General features: G+C 63.2%; 11 protein-coding genes. All 11 read right to left on the bottom strand.

Going from position 1 to position 15,058, the window contains the following annotated elements:
* Positions 1-7: 7 nt before the first annotated feature.
* Positions 8-1,174 (bottom strand): nucleotide sugar dehydrogenase, encoded by a 1,167-nt coding sequence (locus Q7V46_RS04975; RefSeq protein WP_304912409.1) that lies wholly within the window; start codon positions 1,172-1,174, stop codon positions 8-10.
* A gap of 455 nt (positions 1,175-1,629) precedes the next feature.
* Positions 1,630-3,642 (bottom strand): 3-deoxy-D-manno-octulosonic acid kinase, encoded by a 2,013-nt coding sequence (locus tag Q7V46_RS04970; RefSeq protein ID WP_304912408.1) that lies wholly within the window; start codon positions 3,640-3,642, stop codon positions 1,630-1,632.
* Positions 3,639-4,379 (bottom strand): glycosyltransferase, encoded by a 741-nt coding sequence (locus tag Q7V46_RS04965; RefSeq protein WP_304912407.1) that lies wholly within the window; start codon positions 4,377-4,379, stop codon positions 3,639-3,641. The genes Q7V46_RS04970 and Q7V46_RS04965 overlap by 4 nt, the downstream gene beginning before the upstream one ends.
* A 68-nt stretch (positions 4,380-4,447) precedes the next feature.
* Positions 4,448-5,806, bottom strand: coding sequence for a TolC family outer membrane protein (locus Q7V46_RS04960; protein ID WP_370690283.1), 1,359 nt, complete (start codon positions 5,804-5,806; stop codon positions 4,448-4,450).
* 78 nt (positions 5,807-5,884) lie between these two features.
* Positions 5,885-6,235: a rhodanese-like domain-containing protein gene (locus Q7V46_RS04955; protein WP_304912406.1), complete on the bottom strand. Its 351-nt coding sequence runs from the start codon at positions 6,233-6,235 to the stop codon at positions 5,885-5,887.
* A 13-nt stretch (positions 6,236-6,248) separates the two neighbouring features.
* A complete protein-coding gene (locus tag Q7V46_RS04950) occupies positions 6,249-6,953 on the bottom strand; it encodes a protein-L-isoaspartate O-methyltransferase (RefSeq protein ID WP_304912405.1) in 705 nt (234 codons plus the stop codon).
* A 42-nt stretch (positions 6,954-6,995) separates the two neighbouring features.
* The gene (locus tag Q7V46_RS04945; protein WP_304912404.1) at positions 6,996-10,202 is read right to left on the bottom strand and encodes an efflux RND transporter permease subunit; all 3,207 of its coding nucleotides are present in this window, start codon (positions 10,200-10,202) and stop codon (positions 6,996-6,998) included.
* Between the two features lie 9 nt (positions 10,203-10,211).
* Positions 10,212-11,423: an efflux RND transporter periplasmic adaptor subunit gene (locus tag Q7V46_RS04940; protein WP_304912403.1), complete on the bottom strand. Its 1,212-nt coding sequence runs from the start codon at positions 11,421-11,423 to the stop codon at positions 10,212-10,214.
* Between the two features lie 24 nt (positions 11,424-11,447).
* Complete coding sequence (locus tag Q7V46_RS04935; RefSeq protein WP_304912402.1) at positions 11,448-12,134, bottom strand: TetR/AcrR family transcriptional regulator; 687 nt, start codon at positions 12,132-12,134, stop codon at positions 11,448-11,450.
* A 106-nt stretch (positions 12,135-12,240) separates the two neighbouring features.
* Positions 12,241-13,719, bottom strand: coding sequence for a potassium/proton antiporter (locus Q7V46_RS04930; protein WP_304912401.1), 1,479 nt, complete (start codon positions 13,717-13,719; stop codon positions 12,241-12,243).
* 74 nt (positions 13,720-13,793) lie between these two features.
* Positions 13,794-14,987, bottom strand: coding sequence for an acyl-CoA dehydrogenase (locus Q7V46_RS04925; RefSeq protein WP_304912400.1), 1,194 nt, complete (start codon positions 14,985-14,987; stop codon positions 13,794-13,796).
* Between the last annotated feature and the right edge of the window lie 71 nt (positions 14,988-15,058).

Raw genomic sequence — 15,058 nt, 5'->3', positions numbered from 1 at the left:
GCCGAGATCAGTCGCTTTCAAAAAGATCGCGTGTATACACCTTGTCCCTGACGTCCTGAAGGGCAGGTGTCATGCGATTCGCAATGATCAGGTCGGAGGTGCGCTTGAATTCGTCCAGATCGTTGACGACCCGTGATTGGAAGAACTCCGGTTCGTCAAGGGCGGGCTCGAAAACGATCACCTCGATGCCCTTGGCCTTGATGCGTTTCATGATGCCCTGGATGCTGGAGGATCTGAAATTGTCGGAGCCCGACTTCATGATCAGCCGGTGCACACCCACGATGCGGGGCTGTTTGCGGATGATGCATTCGGCGATGAAGTCCTTGCGGGTGGTGTTGGACTGAACGATGGCCTGAATGAGGTTCTGTGGAACGTCCTGGTAGTTGGCCAGCAATTGCTTGGTGTCCTTGGGCAGGCAGTAACCACCGTAGCCAAACGAAGGGTTGTTGTAGTGGTTGCCAATGCGAGGGTCAAGGCTGACACCTTCGATGATCTGCCGGGTGTCCAGGCCGTGCACCACGGCGTAGCTGTCGAGTTCGTTGAAAAAGGCCACTCGCATGGCCAGGTAGGTGTTCGAAAACAGCTTGATGGCTTCGGCTTCGGTCGAATCGGTGAACAGCACCGGTGCGTTGTCAGTGAGGGCGGCTTTTTGCAACAATCCGGCAAATTGCCGCGCCTGCTCACTGTTGTCGCCCACGATGATGCGCGAGGGGTGCAGGTTGTCGTGGAGGGCCTTGCCTTCGCGCAGGAATTCGGGGACGAAGATGATGTTCGGGGTACCCAGCGTCTTGCGAAGGGCTGTGGTGTAGCCCACCGGTACGGTGGACCGGATGATCAGCGTGGCATCGGGGTTGATCGCCAGCACCCCACGCGCCACGCCTTCGACCGACTCGGTGTTGAAGTAGTTGGTCTGGGGGTCGTAGTTGGTGGGGGTGGCAATCACCACATAGGTCGCCCCCGCGAAAGCCTCGGCTTTGTCCAGCGTTGCCTTGAGCTTCAGGGGCTGGGTTTTGAGGTGGTGCGCGATGTCGTCGTCGACGATGGGGCTGCGTCCGGCGTTGATCGCTTCAACGCGGGCAGGAACAATGTCAAGGGCCACCACCTCGTTGTACTTTGCGAGCAGGACAGCATTGGACAAGCCCACATAGCCGGTGCCGACGACTGCGATTTTCATGGGGAGGACCTTGTCTTCCCGCTCGGGCTGCCCAGTCTCTGGCGCACCCCAGCTGTCGCCTGGGTGGTGAGCAATCGCAGTGAAGAGCAAAGAGCGCGCAAGGTTGAGCTTTCAGGATGGAAGGCACGCGGATCCACTCGACGCCCCGCACGACCCGTGCGAAATGACAACGGGCGGCATGGCGCCTTTTTTCCAAGTATCTGCGGTAGTAGTTCCTCAAAAAACACGGCTCCTTGGGAGGAGCCGGGCGTTCTGTAGTGAGCGTGTGCGAGGCAGTGGCGACCAGATCCTGTCGGATCCCCTCCGCTTCTGCCCCAAATTAATGCACAAGTCGGACGCTACCGGGCTTATGCCGACCATAAACCCGTGATTTTGCCACACGGTTTCGAGTTATTCTGTCGTATTGAAGTCGATGCGGAGGGCAATCCGCCCTCTGCCTCCCCCTGTCAGGACCTTCAAGGATCGGGGGAAGGCATGCCGTGCGAGTGGTATCCCTGCAACAGGTTTGCCCAGTCGGCTTCATTCCAATGGAATATCGGGCGCTTGCCCTTTTCCTTGCGCAGGGAGCGCTGCAGGCGGGCCAGGTTGGCTTGCTTCCATGGGTTGCCTGGCCGGATCTCACAACGATCAAAGTCAACCACCCAGGCCAGACCCCTGGCGTCGAGCAGCAGGTTGTGGCAGTTGAGGTCGGCGTGAAAAATCTGCCGGTCATGCAACAGCCGGATGGTCCGTCCCAGGGCATGCCATTCACCCGGTTCCAGCTGGCGTTGCGACAGGAGTTGCGCAACGTTCTGGCTGTCCGGTATGAGTGCGACCAGGATGTCGGCCCGGTAGAACCAGCCACTGGGACTGTGGCGGGCGGCCAGCGGCACTGGCACTGGCAAATCCCACGAGCGCATGAATCTCAACAAGCTGAATTCCCGCATGGCCCTGCTGTGGTGGGCGGGTTTTTTCCAATACTGGTCTTCACTGAGCCGTGCAATGAATCCGCCTCTGCGGTAGTGTCTGAGCACAGCTTCATTGCCCGCAATGTTCACCAAGTGGGCTTGGCCACGGCCGCTTCCGGTGGCGAGCGAGCGGTGTGCCCTGTGTGGCTGTGGAGGGGAGAACTGTTCTTGACCAATGGAAGGCAGGCGATCGGGGTCGAACCACAAGGTTTCGTGCTGCATTCCTGTGCATTGCAGGGGTGCAGGTGGATGCCCCAGCAGCGGCACCAGGCGCTGCATGCATCTTTGCGTGGCGCCTTGGTGCAATTGCATGAATTCGGTGGCTCGCAACGCTTTCTGGCTCAGCCCATCGGTTTGCGCGATCCAGACCTCTGCCGTTGCAAGCAATTCATCAGCGCTGGCGACCCGCTGGCCTGCGCCCGCAGTTTCGATGGCCTCGAACAGGGTCTGGGCGTTGCGGATGTGGGGTCCAAAGAGCACGGGCTTGCCCATGGCCAGCGCTTCCAGCGGATTGTGCCCGCCGATGGGTGCCAGCGTGCCGCCGATGAAGCACACGGTGGACAGCCGGTACCAGTGCGACAACTCGCCCATGGTGTCACCCAGCAACACCTGGGTCTGGGCCGATGGGGTTTCGCCCCGGCTGTGCCGCGCATGGATCAAGCCCAGCTTTTCCAGCTTGGTCGCCACGGCTTCAAAGCGCTGAGGATGACGTGGCACCAGGATCAGCAGAGCGCGTGGATGGAGGGCTTGCCAGGCAGGCCAGGCCGCCAGCAGGGCTGTTTCTTCGGCTTCGTGGGTGCTGCCGGCCACGATCACGGTGCGACCGTTGAGCCAGGGCGGTGCAGGCCGCGCCTCTGCGGGTGGGGTGGGTGTGTCGAACTTCAGGTTGCCGGTGTCGACCAGTCGCTCGGTGGGTATGCCCAGTTCCTGCAGGCGGGCCATGCTGGCGCGGTCTGCGGCCGCCACCAGCGTCAACTGCGACCAGATGGGCGCCATCAGACCCGGCCAGCGCTGGTAGAGGCGCAGGGAGTGCTCGGAGAGCCGGGCATTGACCAGAACGACCGGGATGGCGCGCTGCCGGCATTGCAGCAGCAGTTCGGGCCAGAGTTCGCGCTCCAGCAGCACCAGCATGCGGGGTTGCAGGCGGTCCAGGAAGCGGCCGCAGGCACCCGGGGTGTCCAGCGGCGAAAACACATGCGCAATCGCCTCGCCCCAGTGGTCGCGCAGTGTGGCAGCGCCAGTGGGTGTGTGGGTGCTGACCATGAGGGCGTGGTCGGGCCAATGGGCCCGCAGCGCCTGAATCAGCGGGCGGGCGGCCTGCACCTCGCCCACGGATGCGGCCTGGATGAGGATGCACCCCGAAGTCGCCGGATGGGTGCACAGGAAGCCCAGTCGCTCGCCCATGCGGTGGCGGTAACCTGGCTCCTTGCGGCCCCGCCACCACAGCCATGCCAGCACAGGCAGCATCAGCAGGCGGCTGAGCACGCGGTACCCCCGCTGCCAGGGGGTTGGGTCTTTCACCGCCAATGGTCGGCAACCCACTGCGTGGGCATGACGCGGCGGTACCACTTGCCGCTCACACCGGCTATCGCATCGGGGGGGTTGGGTTTGCCGTGGAAGGCAATGATGCGGGCGCCTGACGGGATCTGCGGTGGTGCGAACCAGCCCATGAGGCCGCGCCGCAGGCAGTGCCGCTTGAAGCTGCGGCACCACGCTTCGGGCCAGTAGCTGAGCTTGCCCTGGCGCGAGAGATAGCCTGTGATGAATTCCTGCTCATTGCGCACGTCGGCAATGGACGCTGGGTAGTTGTTTTTCAGGTGTTCAAGGGCGTCGGTGTGCGCGCCGATCGTGTAGAGGTAGGCCGACGTGTTCCCGGTGCCGTCGGACTTGTCCCATTCCTTGATGACGATGAAGTCGCCTTTTTGATCAAAGAAGGGGTCGAGACTGTCGAGGATGACGATGTCGAGGTCGAGAAAAAGCGTTCGGCCTTGAAGGTCGTACAGGGGATTGGCGAAGCTGGTGAGCTTGAGCCAGCCGTGGGCGAAAGTCCATGGCTTGCGTTGATCAAATTCGTCGAAGCCGATGGCCGGGATCGGTTTGACTTCGATCTGGGGATCGATCCCCGCTGCATCATCGGTCAGGCACACAAAGCGGAAAGGACGCCTGAGATTGCGCCCGACCATGTTGTGCAGCTTGTTGACGTACTCCGGGCCGTATTTTTTGCCCCACTTGATGCACAGCACATTCACTGCTTGCATGAAAACCCTTCACTGATCGCAGGCAAGACCGCGCTTGGCGCATGCGTGCCGGGCAGTGTAGCTCGCTTTTACTGGGCGAGCAGGGCGTTGATGGCTTGCAGGTCTGCGGGGGTGAGTTGACCGCTGGCCTGCTTGAGTCGCAGCTGACCCAAAAGAACGTTGTAGCGGGCCTGTGCCAGATCGCGCTTGGTCTGGAACAGCTGGCTTTGGGCGTTGAGCACGTCGATGTTGATTCGCACGCCCACCTGATAGCCGAGCTGGTTGGCCTCCAGCGCGCTTTGGCTGGAGGCCTCTGCGGCTTCCAGTGCCTTGACCTGGCCTTGGCCGGAAAGCACGCCAAAGTAGGCGCTGCGGGTGGCCTGTGTCACACCGCGTCTGGCGGCTTCGAGGTCGGTGCGGGCCTTTTCTTCGAGCGCCAGTGTTTCCTTGACCCGATTCTGGATCGCGTAGCCGGCAAACAGCGGCAAGTTGAACTGCACGCCCACACTGGCGGTGTTGGTGCGCACATTGCCAGCGGTCGGAAACACCGTGGAAGGTCCGCGCGCGACCTGGTACTGGCCCACCAGATCGAGTGTGGGCTTGTGCCCTGCCTCGGCCTTGCGGGTTTCAAGCTGGGCAACTTCCAGGCTTCGTGTGGCTTGAAGAAGGGTGGGGTGTGCCGCTTCGGCCTGCGCGACCCAGGCTTCCGGATCGGCCGGGCTGATGGCCGGCAACGCGACCGGTATTGCCAAGGGCCGGGGTGTCACGCCATTCTTTCCCACGAGCTGGTCCAGCGCGAGCCGCTTGACCCGGAGGTCGTTCTCGGCAGCAATTTCCTGCGCCAGCACAAGGTCGAAGCGGGCTTGCGCTTCGCGCGAATCGGTGATGGTGGTGGTGCCGACTTCAAAGTTGCGCTTGGCAGCAGCCAACTGCTCGCCCACGGCGGATTTCTGTGCCTGCACAAAGGCCAGCGTGTCAACGGCAGCCAATACATCGAAGTAGGCGGTGGTGGTTCGCAAGACCAGGTCCTGTTCGGCCTCAACCAGTTGCGCCCGGGCCACATCGATCAACAATTGTCCCTGTTCGAAAGCCAGCCTGTTGGCCGGGCGGTAAAGGGGTTGGTTGGCCGAGAGCGTCACGTTCTGGTTGTTGACGTTGCGGCTTGACCCGATACCTGCGGTGTCGACGTTGCCCCAGCTTGCACCGGCGGACAGACCCGCCTGGGGCAGGAGCCCTGCTCGTGCCTGTTCTGCGCGTGCGAGATTGGCATCAAACTGTGAACGTGCAGAAAGGTAGCTGGCATCAAAGCCACGGGCATCCTCGAACAGTTCCACCAGATTCTGTGCCTGCGCGCCCATTGTGCCGAGCGAGAGCAGGGCAGCGAGGGCCGAGCGACCCAGGGCAGACCGGGTGCGAGTGGGCTGTGGGCTGGCTGAGTAGGGCGTCATGACAGGAACCTTTATGAAAGAAAGACTGAATAACCCATGGCGGGCGGACCCAGAGCGGCGCGGTCGCGCCTGAAGAGTTCAATACTGCGGCACCGAAGGATCTTTTTCCTGTGACCAGGCGTGAATGCCACCGTGGATGTTGACCACTTCAGTAAAGCCCTGTTCCATGAGGAAACGCACCACCTGTGCACTTCGCGCCCCATGGTGGCAGAGGCAGGCGATCGGCCGCGAACGGTCCAGTTCCATGTAGCGCGCGGGCACAGAGCGCATCGGCATCTTTGTCAACTCGAAGTCATTGGGTGTCACGGAAGCGGTCTGGAATTCCCAAGGTTCGCGCACGTCCAGCACGACCGGCAAAGGGCCTTCAGGAGCGCGCGCCCTGGCATGCTCAAGCCACTGCGCGAAGTGGGACGGCTGGATGGCGTTCATGGCTGGGGCTGCCTTAGAAATGGAAGCGGGAGGGTTCAGGGAAATGCAGGAGCCTGGGCGCTACCGTGTCCCAGGGCTGGGCGGTCTGGAACGCGGCTTCGGCCGTACGGGTGACGATGGTGGCGCGCATCATGGGTTCGTCGCCCACAATGGCCATCAGGCGTCCGCCGGGCGCGAGCAGGCTGAGCAAGGTCGCAGGCACTTCGGTCACCGATCCGCTGAGCAAGATGGCGTTGTAGGGCGCTTCGGTGGCACATGCTGCGAACTGCTGGGCTGTGGCATCGGCCACCCGCACGTCCACGTTGTTGATGCCGGCGTTCTGAAGGTTGCGCCGCGCGGCGCTGGCCAGGGTTTCATCGATTTCCAGGGTGACCACACGCTGCGCAAGGCTGGCCATGAGGGCTGCCATGTGACCGCTGCCGGTTCCGATTTCCAGCACCTTGTCGCCGGGCTGAAGCTGCAGGTCCTGCAGCATGCGAGCCTCGACGCGCGGTGCCAGCATGACCTTGCCTTCAGCCGCAGGCTGGGTGAGCGGCAGTTCCATGTCGGCAAAAGCCAGCGCCCGGTGCGCTGCCGGCGCAAATTCTTCCCGATGCACGCGGGTCAACAGGTCCAGCACCTGGGCATCCAGAACCTCCCAGGGGCGGATCTGCTGTTCGATCATGTTGAACCGGGCCTGATCGAGGCCGAGCCGGTTGGAGGTGGTGGGCGCTGTCATTACTTATACTCCTTGGGGTATATTGTACGTCGATGTGGCATTTTACTGAGCGTCCGACTGCGCCGGCGTGACAGGCGGTGCAGGCGTGAAGGGCAATGTGCGGGGCGCCAGACCCAGCCGCCGCCGGAACCACTGGGCCAGATCGTCCATGTAGCAGTACACCACCGGAACGACCACCAGCGTCAGCAGTGACGACGTGATCACACCGCCGATGACGGCCTGGCCCATGGGCGCGCGCTGTTCCGAACCTTCCGTGAGCGCAAACGCCAGGGGCACCATGCCGAACACCATGGCCAGTGTGGTCATGAGGATGGGGCGCAGGCGGACACGGGCGGCCATCAACAGCGCCGGCTCGCGTTCCAGCGCCTCCATGCCGGCGCGCCCTTCCCGGGCCCGAATGGCAAAGTCGACCAGCAGGATGGCGTTCTTGGTGACCAGACCCATCAGCAGGATGATGCCGATGACCGAGAACATGCTCATGGTGGAGCCGAACATCATGAGCGTGAGCACCACGCCGATCAGCGTCAGCGGCAGGGCGGTCATCAGCGCGAGCGGCTGCAGAAAGCTCTGGAACTGGCTGGCCAGAATCATGTAGATGAAGATCACCGCCAGCGCCAGCGCCGACAAGGCGTAGCCAAACGATTCTTCCATGTTCTTGGTGGAGCCGCCGAATTCATGCCGGTAGCCCGGAGGGAATGCGATTGTGTCGAGCACCTGCCGGATTTCGGTCGAGACTTCGCCAGCCGAACGGCCGTACACATTGGCGGTGATGGCCACTTCGCGGTTGAGGTTGCGGCGGTTGATCTGGTTGGGACCGGTGGATTCGACCACCTCGGCGATCTGACCAAGCCGAACCACGGCCGACCCCTCGCCACCCGTGTTCCCCACCATGAAAGGCAACTGTTCCAGCTGACTGGCTTGTGCCCGTTGTTCCGGTGGCAGCCGCACGTTGACGTTGTAGCTTTGTCCGTCCTGCGCGCGCCAGTTGCCCACCGTTTGCCCCGCCACCAGGGTGCGCAGGCTGTTGGCCACCATGGCCGCGTTCAAGCCCGCGTCGGACGCGATGTCGCGGCGCACCCGCACATCGACCGTCGGCTTGTCGGGCTTGACGCTCGCGTCGAGGTCCACCAGGCCCACGATCGGCCGGATTCGGTCCATCACCTGGGTGGTCAGCCGTTCAAGCTCGACAAGGTCATCGCCTTGCAGTGAAAACTCCACCTGCTTGTTGCCCCCCACCGCATCGAGCAGGCCCACGTGCGTGACGGTGATGCCCGGCACGCTGCGCAGGCGCTCACGCAACTGGGCCGACATGGCGTCCGCGCTCAGCAAGCGGTCTTTGCGGTCCACCAGGCGCACGTAGACGCTGGCGTACATGGCGCCCTGGGCGTTACCGGTGTTGATGGTGGAGAGCGTGTACTGCACCTCCGGAAACTCGCGCAGGATCGCCTCGACCTGTTTTGTCTTGGCTTCGGTGGTCTGCAGGGATGAGCCCACCGGTGTATGGAAGCTGAGCGAGGTTTCGGAGAAGTCGGCCTTGGGGACAAATTCGCTGCCCAGCACGGGCACGATGAACAGGCTGCCGACAAAGGTGGCCAGCGCCAGGCCCAGCGTGAGCAGCTTGTGCCTGAGCGACCATTTCAGTGCGCCCTGGTAGGCTTCCGTCAGGTCGTCCTGGACACCGTCAAACCAGTGGGTGACGCGGCCGATGGTGCGGTCGTACCAGGTCTTGGGCCGGAACGGCTGGCCGTGCTGTTCAATCGCCGGGTCGTGCCAGATGGACGACAGCATGGGGTCGAGCGTGAAGCTCACGAACATGGAGATCAGCACGGCGGCCACCATCGTGATACCGAACTCGTGGAAGAACTTGCCGATGATGCCGCCCATGAAGCCGATGGGCAGGAACACCGCCACAATGGACAGCGTGGTGGCCAGCACCGCCAGACCGATCTCCTGGGTGCCGTCCAGCGCGGCCTGGTAAGGCGTTTTGCCCATCTGCACGTGGCGCACGATGTTTTCGCGCACCACGATGGCGTCGTCGATCAGCAGCCCGACCGACAGCGTGAGTGCCATCAGCGTGATCATGTTGATGGTGAACCCGAACAGGTTCATGAAGAAGAAGGTGCCGATGAGCGCGATCGGCAAGGTGAGGCCGGTGATGACGGTGGAACGCCACGAGTTGAGAAACAGAAACACGATCAGCACCGTCAGCAAGGCGCCTTCGATCAAGGTGCGGCGAACGTTGTCCACCGACACCCGGATCGGCCGTGAACCGTCGGCAATTTGCTCCAGCCGCATGCCCGGAGGCAACTCTGCCGCGAGGGTTTCCACCGCCGCCTTGAGTCCGTCGGTCACGGCTATGGTGTTTTCGTCCTGGGCTTTCTGAACCTGCAGCAACAGTGTGCGCTGTCCGTTGTAGAGCGCCAGGCTTTCCACTTCTTCGGTGCCGTCTGTGATGCGGGCCAGTTCGCCCAGCCTCACCGCCTGTCCGCCACGACGCGCGACGATGATGCCGTTGAAATCATCCGGGTTGTGCAAGCGCGAAAGCACCTGCACGACGCGCTCGCGCTCGCCGGTCTTGAGCGCGCCCACGGGCAGGTCCTGGTTTTCGTTGCGCACCGCGTTGGCGATCTGATCGGCCGACACGCCAAGGGCCTCCATGGCCACGGGGTCAAGGTCGATGTTGATGGCGCGGCGAGTGCCACCCACCAGATTCACGGAGCCCACGCCTCGCACGTTCTCCAGACGCTTCTTCAGGGTCTGTTCGGCCCAGGTGGTGAGCTCGACTGCGCTCGGGGCCTGGCCGTTGATTGCTTCGGGAATGACGGCCACCGACCAGATGGCGCGGCTGGCCGGATCGAAGCGCAACACGCGCGGCTCTTCCACTTCGTCGCGGAACACCGGGCGCAGGATGGCGATCTTCTCGCGCACATCCTCGGCGCCTTTGCGCCCGTCCACCGTGAGCTGGAATTCAACGATGACAATCGAAGAGCCCTCGTAGCTTCGCGAGGTGATGGCGTTCACGCCCGCGATCGCGTTGACGGCTTCTTCAACCCGCTTGGTGACTTCGGACTCCACAATCTCCGGCGATGCGCCTGGATAGGCCGTGGTGACGACCACGACCGGGAAGTCGATGCTGGGGAACTGGTCCACTTGCAGCCGCTGAAACGAGAACACCCCCAGCACCACGAAGGCCACCATCACCATGGTGGCGAACACCGGGTTGAGCAGGGAGATGCGGGTGAACCACATGGGTTGGGTTCAGTTGACGTTGGTCGGTGCAGCGGGCGCAATGGACCCATCAGGGGCCGCGGTTGCTGCGCCTGTTTCAGCCGTACCTGCACGCACCGCCGTTCCCTCGCGGATCAAGCCGGCCTGGGCCCGCAGCACCACCGTGCCGGCTGGCAGGCCCTCGACCACTCGCATGGGCTCACCATTCATTGCACCCAGCGCGCCCGGCTGCAACGTCACATGCCTGACGATCCCTTCTTGCACCACCTGCACGTAGGGCAGAGGTCTGTCATTGCGCACAGCCGACAGCGGTACAGCCAGCGCATGGAGCTGGCCGGTGCTGATGCTGCCTTGCGCGAACAGGCCCTGGCGCATGCCGGGCTGGGCAGGCACGCGCAGGTAGACCAGCACGCTTCGACTGCCGGCCTGTACGCTGGGGTTGATACGCAGCACCGTGGCCTGCAATGGCTCGCTCAGGCCTTCCACCTGGACGGTGGCCGGCTGGCCCACGCGCACCGCGACGGCATCGGCTGGCGCGATCGCCGCTGCAAGTTCGAACGAAGAAAGGTCCACCACATCGAGGATGCGTGCATCGATGCCCACCCGCTCACCGTTCTGAGCCAGGCGGGCTGAGACCTGACCGGTCAGAGGCGATCGCAGCGTCGTGTCTGAGAGCCCTTTGCGGGCGATGTCGAGTGCCGCCATGGCCGCCTGGTGGGTGGCTTCGGCGCTCCTGAGGTTGGCATTGGATGTCTCCAGCGCCGTGGCCGAAATGAACCCCTGGCGCACCAGTGCCTGGTTGTTGTCCAGAGCGCGGCGTGCGATGTCCACCTGCGTCTGCGCGGCGTCGGCCTGGCGGGCAGCCTGGCGCACGCGCGCCTCCGCCTCGGTGCTGTCGATGCGTGCGAGCACCTCACCTGCGATCACAGGGTCGCCTTCGCGCTTGGTCAGATCCCGCAGTTCGCCGGCGGCACGTGCCTTCACCGTGGCGGTCTGAATGGCCTGCAGTGAGCCGGAGACCATGATCGTCTGGGTGAGTTTGAGGGACGCTACCTCGGTCACATCGTTGGCCGAGAGTTCGTAGACAGGTGCGACCTGCAGCGCCTGCGCGGCCGCGATGGCGGTGGCCTGCTGCGATTGTTTCTTCTGAATCGCCCGGTAGAGGCCGAACGCGAGGGCCAGCACCAAGGCGCCCAGAAGCAGCCACTTGAACCAGGAAGCGCTTTTGCGAGGAATGGACATGCTGGCGACCGGGTGTGGGGGGATTCAGCGCGATTTGGTGGGGGCCAGCATGCCGCCAAGCAACAGGCTGACCTGGCTGTCGATGAAGCTCACGGGATCAAGCTGTTGCGATGGTGGGCAGCAGGTTGCCATGGAGTGTTTCCACATCAGCAGGAAAATCATGGGTGCAATCAGGCTGTAAACCGCGTACTCGATGGGCATCGGCCGGAACTCGCCGCTGGCAATGCCCCGCTGGAGCACCTTGCGCAACAGGTCGTGGCCGGGCTCGATCACTTCCTGCTGGTAGAAGGCCGCGATCTCGGGGAACATGCCGGCCTCGCTCATGACCAGCTTGGTGATGCCCGACGCGGCGGACATGCCGATCTGCTCCCACCAGGAATGCATGCAATAGCGCACCAGTTCCGCACTGCTGTCGGTGTAGGTTTCGAGTTCCTCGCCCCAGGCGGTGAAACGCCCTGAAATGTTTTCCCGCACCACCGCCTTGAACAGCTCTTCCTTGCTGGGAAAGTAGATGAACAGTGTGCCCTTGGATACGCCCGCGCGCGCAGCCACCTCTTCAACGCGCGTGGCGGCAAAGCCCTTTTCGACGAACAGCGCCAATGCCGCGTCGAGCAGTTCACCCGGTCGCGCTTCCTTGCGGCGGCTGCGGCGCTGACGCGGCTCTCCTTCGTTTGAGGTGTCAAGGGGAAGCGGTGACGGGATGGCTGGCATGGCTCAATTAATGACCGAACGGTTATTAATATAACCCATGCCGGGATCACCTTCCGCCGCCCGACAGGAAATCCCCCGCGTGACGTGACGCCTGGCTGACCCGGATTCAGCCCAGCTTGATACCGACTTGCTGAATGCGCTCGCCATCCATGCTGCGCACACTGATCTCGGCATGGCCGAGTTGCGCACTGTCGCCCTCCACCGGGGGACGGTTGAGCTCCTGGCGCAGCCAGCGGCCGACGGACTGTTGCGATTCGGCCGGAACGGGCAGGCCATAAAAAGAGCACAAGGTTTCCAGCGGTGTGCTGGCGTCGAGCACAAAATCGCCGAACACCAGGCGGGCGTGTTCGGTGTCGTCGGGATCGGGCAAGTCCACACCCGTCTTGCGTGCCGCCATGGCAATGGTGGAACCCTGCAACAACAAGGAGGTGAGCACCACCACGAATGCCACATTGAAGAAGGTCTGCGCGCCCTGAACGCCGGCCATCACAGGGAACACCGCCAGCACAATCGGTACCGCGCCACGCAGGCCCACCCACGAAATGAAGGCGATTTCATTGCGCTTGAAGCGCAGCGGCGCCAGACACAGCCAGACCGACACCGGTCGCGCAATGAACATCAGAACCACCGAAACACCCAATGCCGGCCAGATGGTGCGCAGCAAGTCCGTTGGCGTGACCAGCAACCCCAGCAAAAGAAACATGCCCGCCTGCGCCAGCCAGGCGTAACCGTCCATGGCCGAAAGGCAGGGGCGTACCTGACGCCGTGCCCGATTGCCGGTGATCACGCCCATCATGTAGACCGCCAGAAACCCGGAGCCACCCAGCCAGGTGGTGAATGCAAACACCGCCAGGCCACCAGACACCACCAGCAGCGCACGCACGCCGCCGCCGCCATCGGCGCCGCGCCCCATGCGTTTGAGCAGGCCAGCCAACCCGAAACCGCTGGCAGCGCCCATCAAGGCGCCCCACCCGAACTGTTGCAGCAGCGATTTGAAGATCGCCTCGGCATCCAGGCCAGCCATGCCCTGGCTGGCGGTTGCCAGCGCAATGCCGATGAACGTCAGTGTCAGATAGACCGCCATCGGATCGTTCATGCCGGACTCGATTTCCAGCGTGGCCGCCACCCGCTCGTTCAGCTTCACACCAGACGATTTGAGCAGCGAGAACACCGCTGCGGCGTCGGTGGAGCCGACGATCGCGCCCAGCAACAGTGCGAGCGGCCACGACAGGTCCAGCAACCAGTAGGCCGCTGCGCCTGTGATGGCCGTGCATACAACGACGCCCACAGTTGCCAGCAGCAGAGATGGGCGAAGGCCGGTGCGGAAAGTGGTGATGTTGGTGCGCAAGCCGCCGTCCAGCAGAATCACGGCGAGCGCCACGTTGCCCACCCAGAAGCTGAGGCGAAAATCTTCGAACACCAGGCCGCCGGGCCCATCGGAGCCTGCGAGCGTACCCACGACCAGAAAAACCAGCAGGAACGAGAACCCGACCCTGGCGGAAAACACGCCGGCCAGCACGCTGATGAACACCAGTGAGGCGGCCGCAAGCAGGGGCAGGGCAAGGAAATCCAGGGAGATCAACATCCCTCGAAGCTAACAGAAAGTGTGCCAGCCTCAGGCGAGGCAGGGCGTAGTTTGCACCCTGCCCGGCGAGCGCCTCAGGAGAAGGCTTGAATGCCCGTGATGGCCCGGCCCAGGATGAGCGCGTGGATGTCGTGCGTGCCTTCGTAGGTGTTCACAACCTCCAGGTTCACCAGGTGGCGCGCCACGCCGAACTCGTCGCTGATGCCGTTGCCACCCATCATGTCGCGGGCCATGCGGGCAATTTCCAGCGCCTTGCCGCAGCTGTTGCGTTTGAGAATGCTGGTGACCTCCACCGCGGCCGTGCCTTCGTCCTTCATGCGACCCAGGCGCAGGCAGCCTTGCAGGCCCAGGCTGATCTCGGTCAGCATGTCGGCCAGCTTTTTCTGGATCAGCTGGTTGGCAGCGAGCGGGCGGCCGAACTGCTGGCGGTCCATCACGTATTGGCGGGCACGGAAGTAGCAGTCTTCGGCCGCGCCCAGTGCGCCCCAGGCGATGCCGTAGCGCGCGCTGTTCAGGCAGGTGAACGGGCCCTTGAGGCCGCGCACTTCGGGGAAGGCGTTTTCTTCCGGCACGAAGACTTCGTCCATCACGATCTCGCCGGTGATGCTGGCGCGCAGGCCCACCTTGCTGTGGATGGCCGGGGCGCTCAGGCCCTTCCAGCCTTTCTCCAGAATGAAGCCACGGATCTGGCCGCCATCGTCCTTGGCCCACACCACGAACACGTCAGCAATCGGGCTGTTGGTGATCCACATCTTGGCGCCCGAGAGGCTGTAGCCACCGGGCACGGCCTTGGCGCGGGTCACCATGCTGCCGGGGTCGGATCCGTGGTTGGGTTCGGTCAGGCCGAAGCAGCCGATCCATTCACCGGTGGCCAGCTTGGGCAGGTATTTCTGTTTCTGCGCTTCAGAGCCGAATTCGTTGATGGGCACCATCACCAGCGAGCTTTGCACGCTCATCATGCTGCGGTAGCCGGAGTCCACGCGCTCCACTTCGCGCGCCACCAGGCCGTAGCACACGTAATTCAGACCGCTGCCACCGTAGGCCTCCGGAATGGTGGGGCCGAGCAGGCCGAGTTCACCCATCTCGCGGAAGATGGCCACATCAGTCTTCTCGTGGCGGAAGGCCTCGGTCACGCGCGGCAGCAGCTTTTCCTGGCAGTAGGCGTAGGCGGCCTCCTGCACCTGGCGTTCGTCATCGGTGAGTTGGCTGCTCAGGTGGAAGGGGTCTTCCCAGCTGAAGCTGGCTTTGGTCTTGGTGGGGGAAAGCATGGGTGTCTCCGGGTGGGGTGGCAATGGCGCATTGTCGTTTGCTGATGGATACCTGTCTAATATCGAATAGG

It is taken from the genome of Hydrogenophaga sp., assembly GCF_030651625.1.
GTDB lineage: Bacteria > Pseudomonadota > Gammaproteobacteria > Burkholderiales > Burkholderiaceae_C > Hydrogenophaga.
The sequence above is the reverse complement of the archived record's forward strand: the minus strand, read 5'-3'. Positions and strand labels throughout refer to the sequence as shown.

Excerpts from the sequence above, each read along its gene's own strand:
- Q7V46_RS04975 (WP_304912409.1), bottom strand. The coding sequence starts at position 1,174 with ATGAAAATCGCAGTCGTCGGCACCGGCTATGTGGGCTTGTCCAATGCT.
- Q7V46_RS04950 (WP_304912405.1), bottom strand. The coding sequence starts at position 6,953 with ATGACAGCGCCCACCACCTCCAACCGGCTCGGCCTCGATCAGGCCCGG.
- Q7V46_RS04930 (WP_304912401.1), bottom strand. The coding sequence starts at position 13,719 with ATGTTGATCTCCCTGGATTTCCTTGCCCTGCCCCTGCTTGCGGCCGCC.
- Q7V46_RS04925 (WP_304912400.1), bottom strand. The coding sequence starts at position 14,987 with ATGCTTTCCCCCACCAAGACCAAAGCCAGCTTCAGCTGGGAAGACCCC.
- Q7V46_RS04945 (WP_304912404.1), bottom strand. The coding sequence starts at position 10,202 with ATGTGGTTCACCCGCATCTCCCTGCTCAACCCGGTGTTCGCCACCATG.
- Q7V46_RS04935 (WP_304912402.1), bottom strand. The coding sequence starts at position 12,134 with ATGCCAGCCATCCCGTCACCGCTTCCCCTTGACACCTCAAACGAAGGA.
- Q7V46_RS04965 (WP_304912407.1), bottom strand. The coding sequence starts at position 4,379 with ATGCAAGCAGTGAATGTGCTGTGCATCAAGTGGGGCAAAAAATACGGC.
- Q7V46_RS04940 (WP_304912403.1), bottom strand. The coding sequence starts at position 11,423 with ATGTCCATTCCTCGCAAAAGCGCTTCCTGGTTCAAGTGGCTGCTTCTG.
- Q7V46_RS04955 (WP_304912406.1), bottom strand. The coding sequence starts at position 6,235 with ATGAACGCCATCCAGCCGTCCCACTTCGCGCAGTGGCTTGAGCATGCC.
- Q7V46_RS04960 (WP_370690283.1), bottom strand. The coding sequence starts at position 5,806 with ATGACGCCCTACTCAGCCAGCCCACAGCCCACTCGCACCCGGTCTGCC.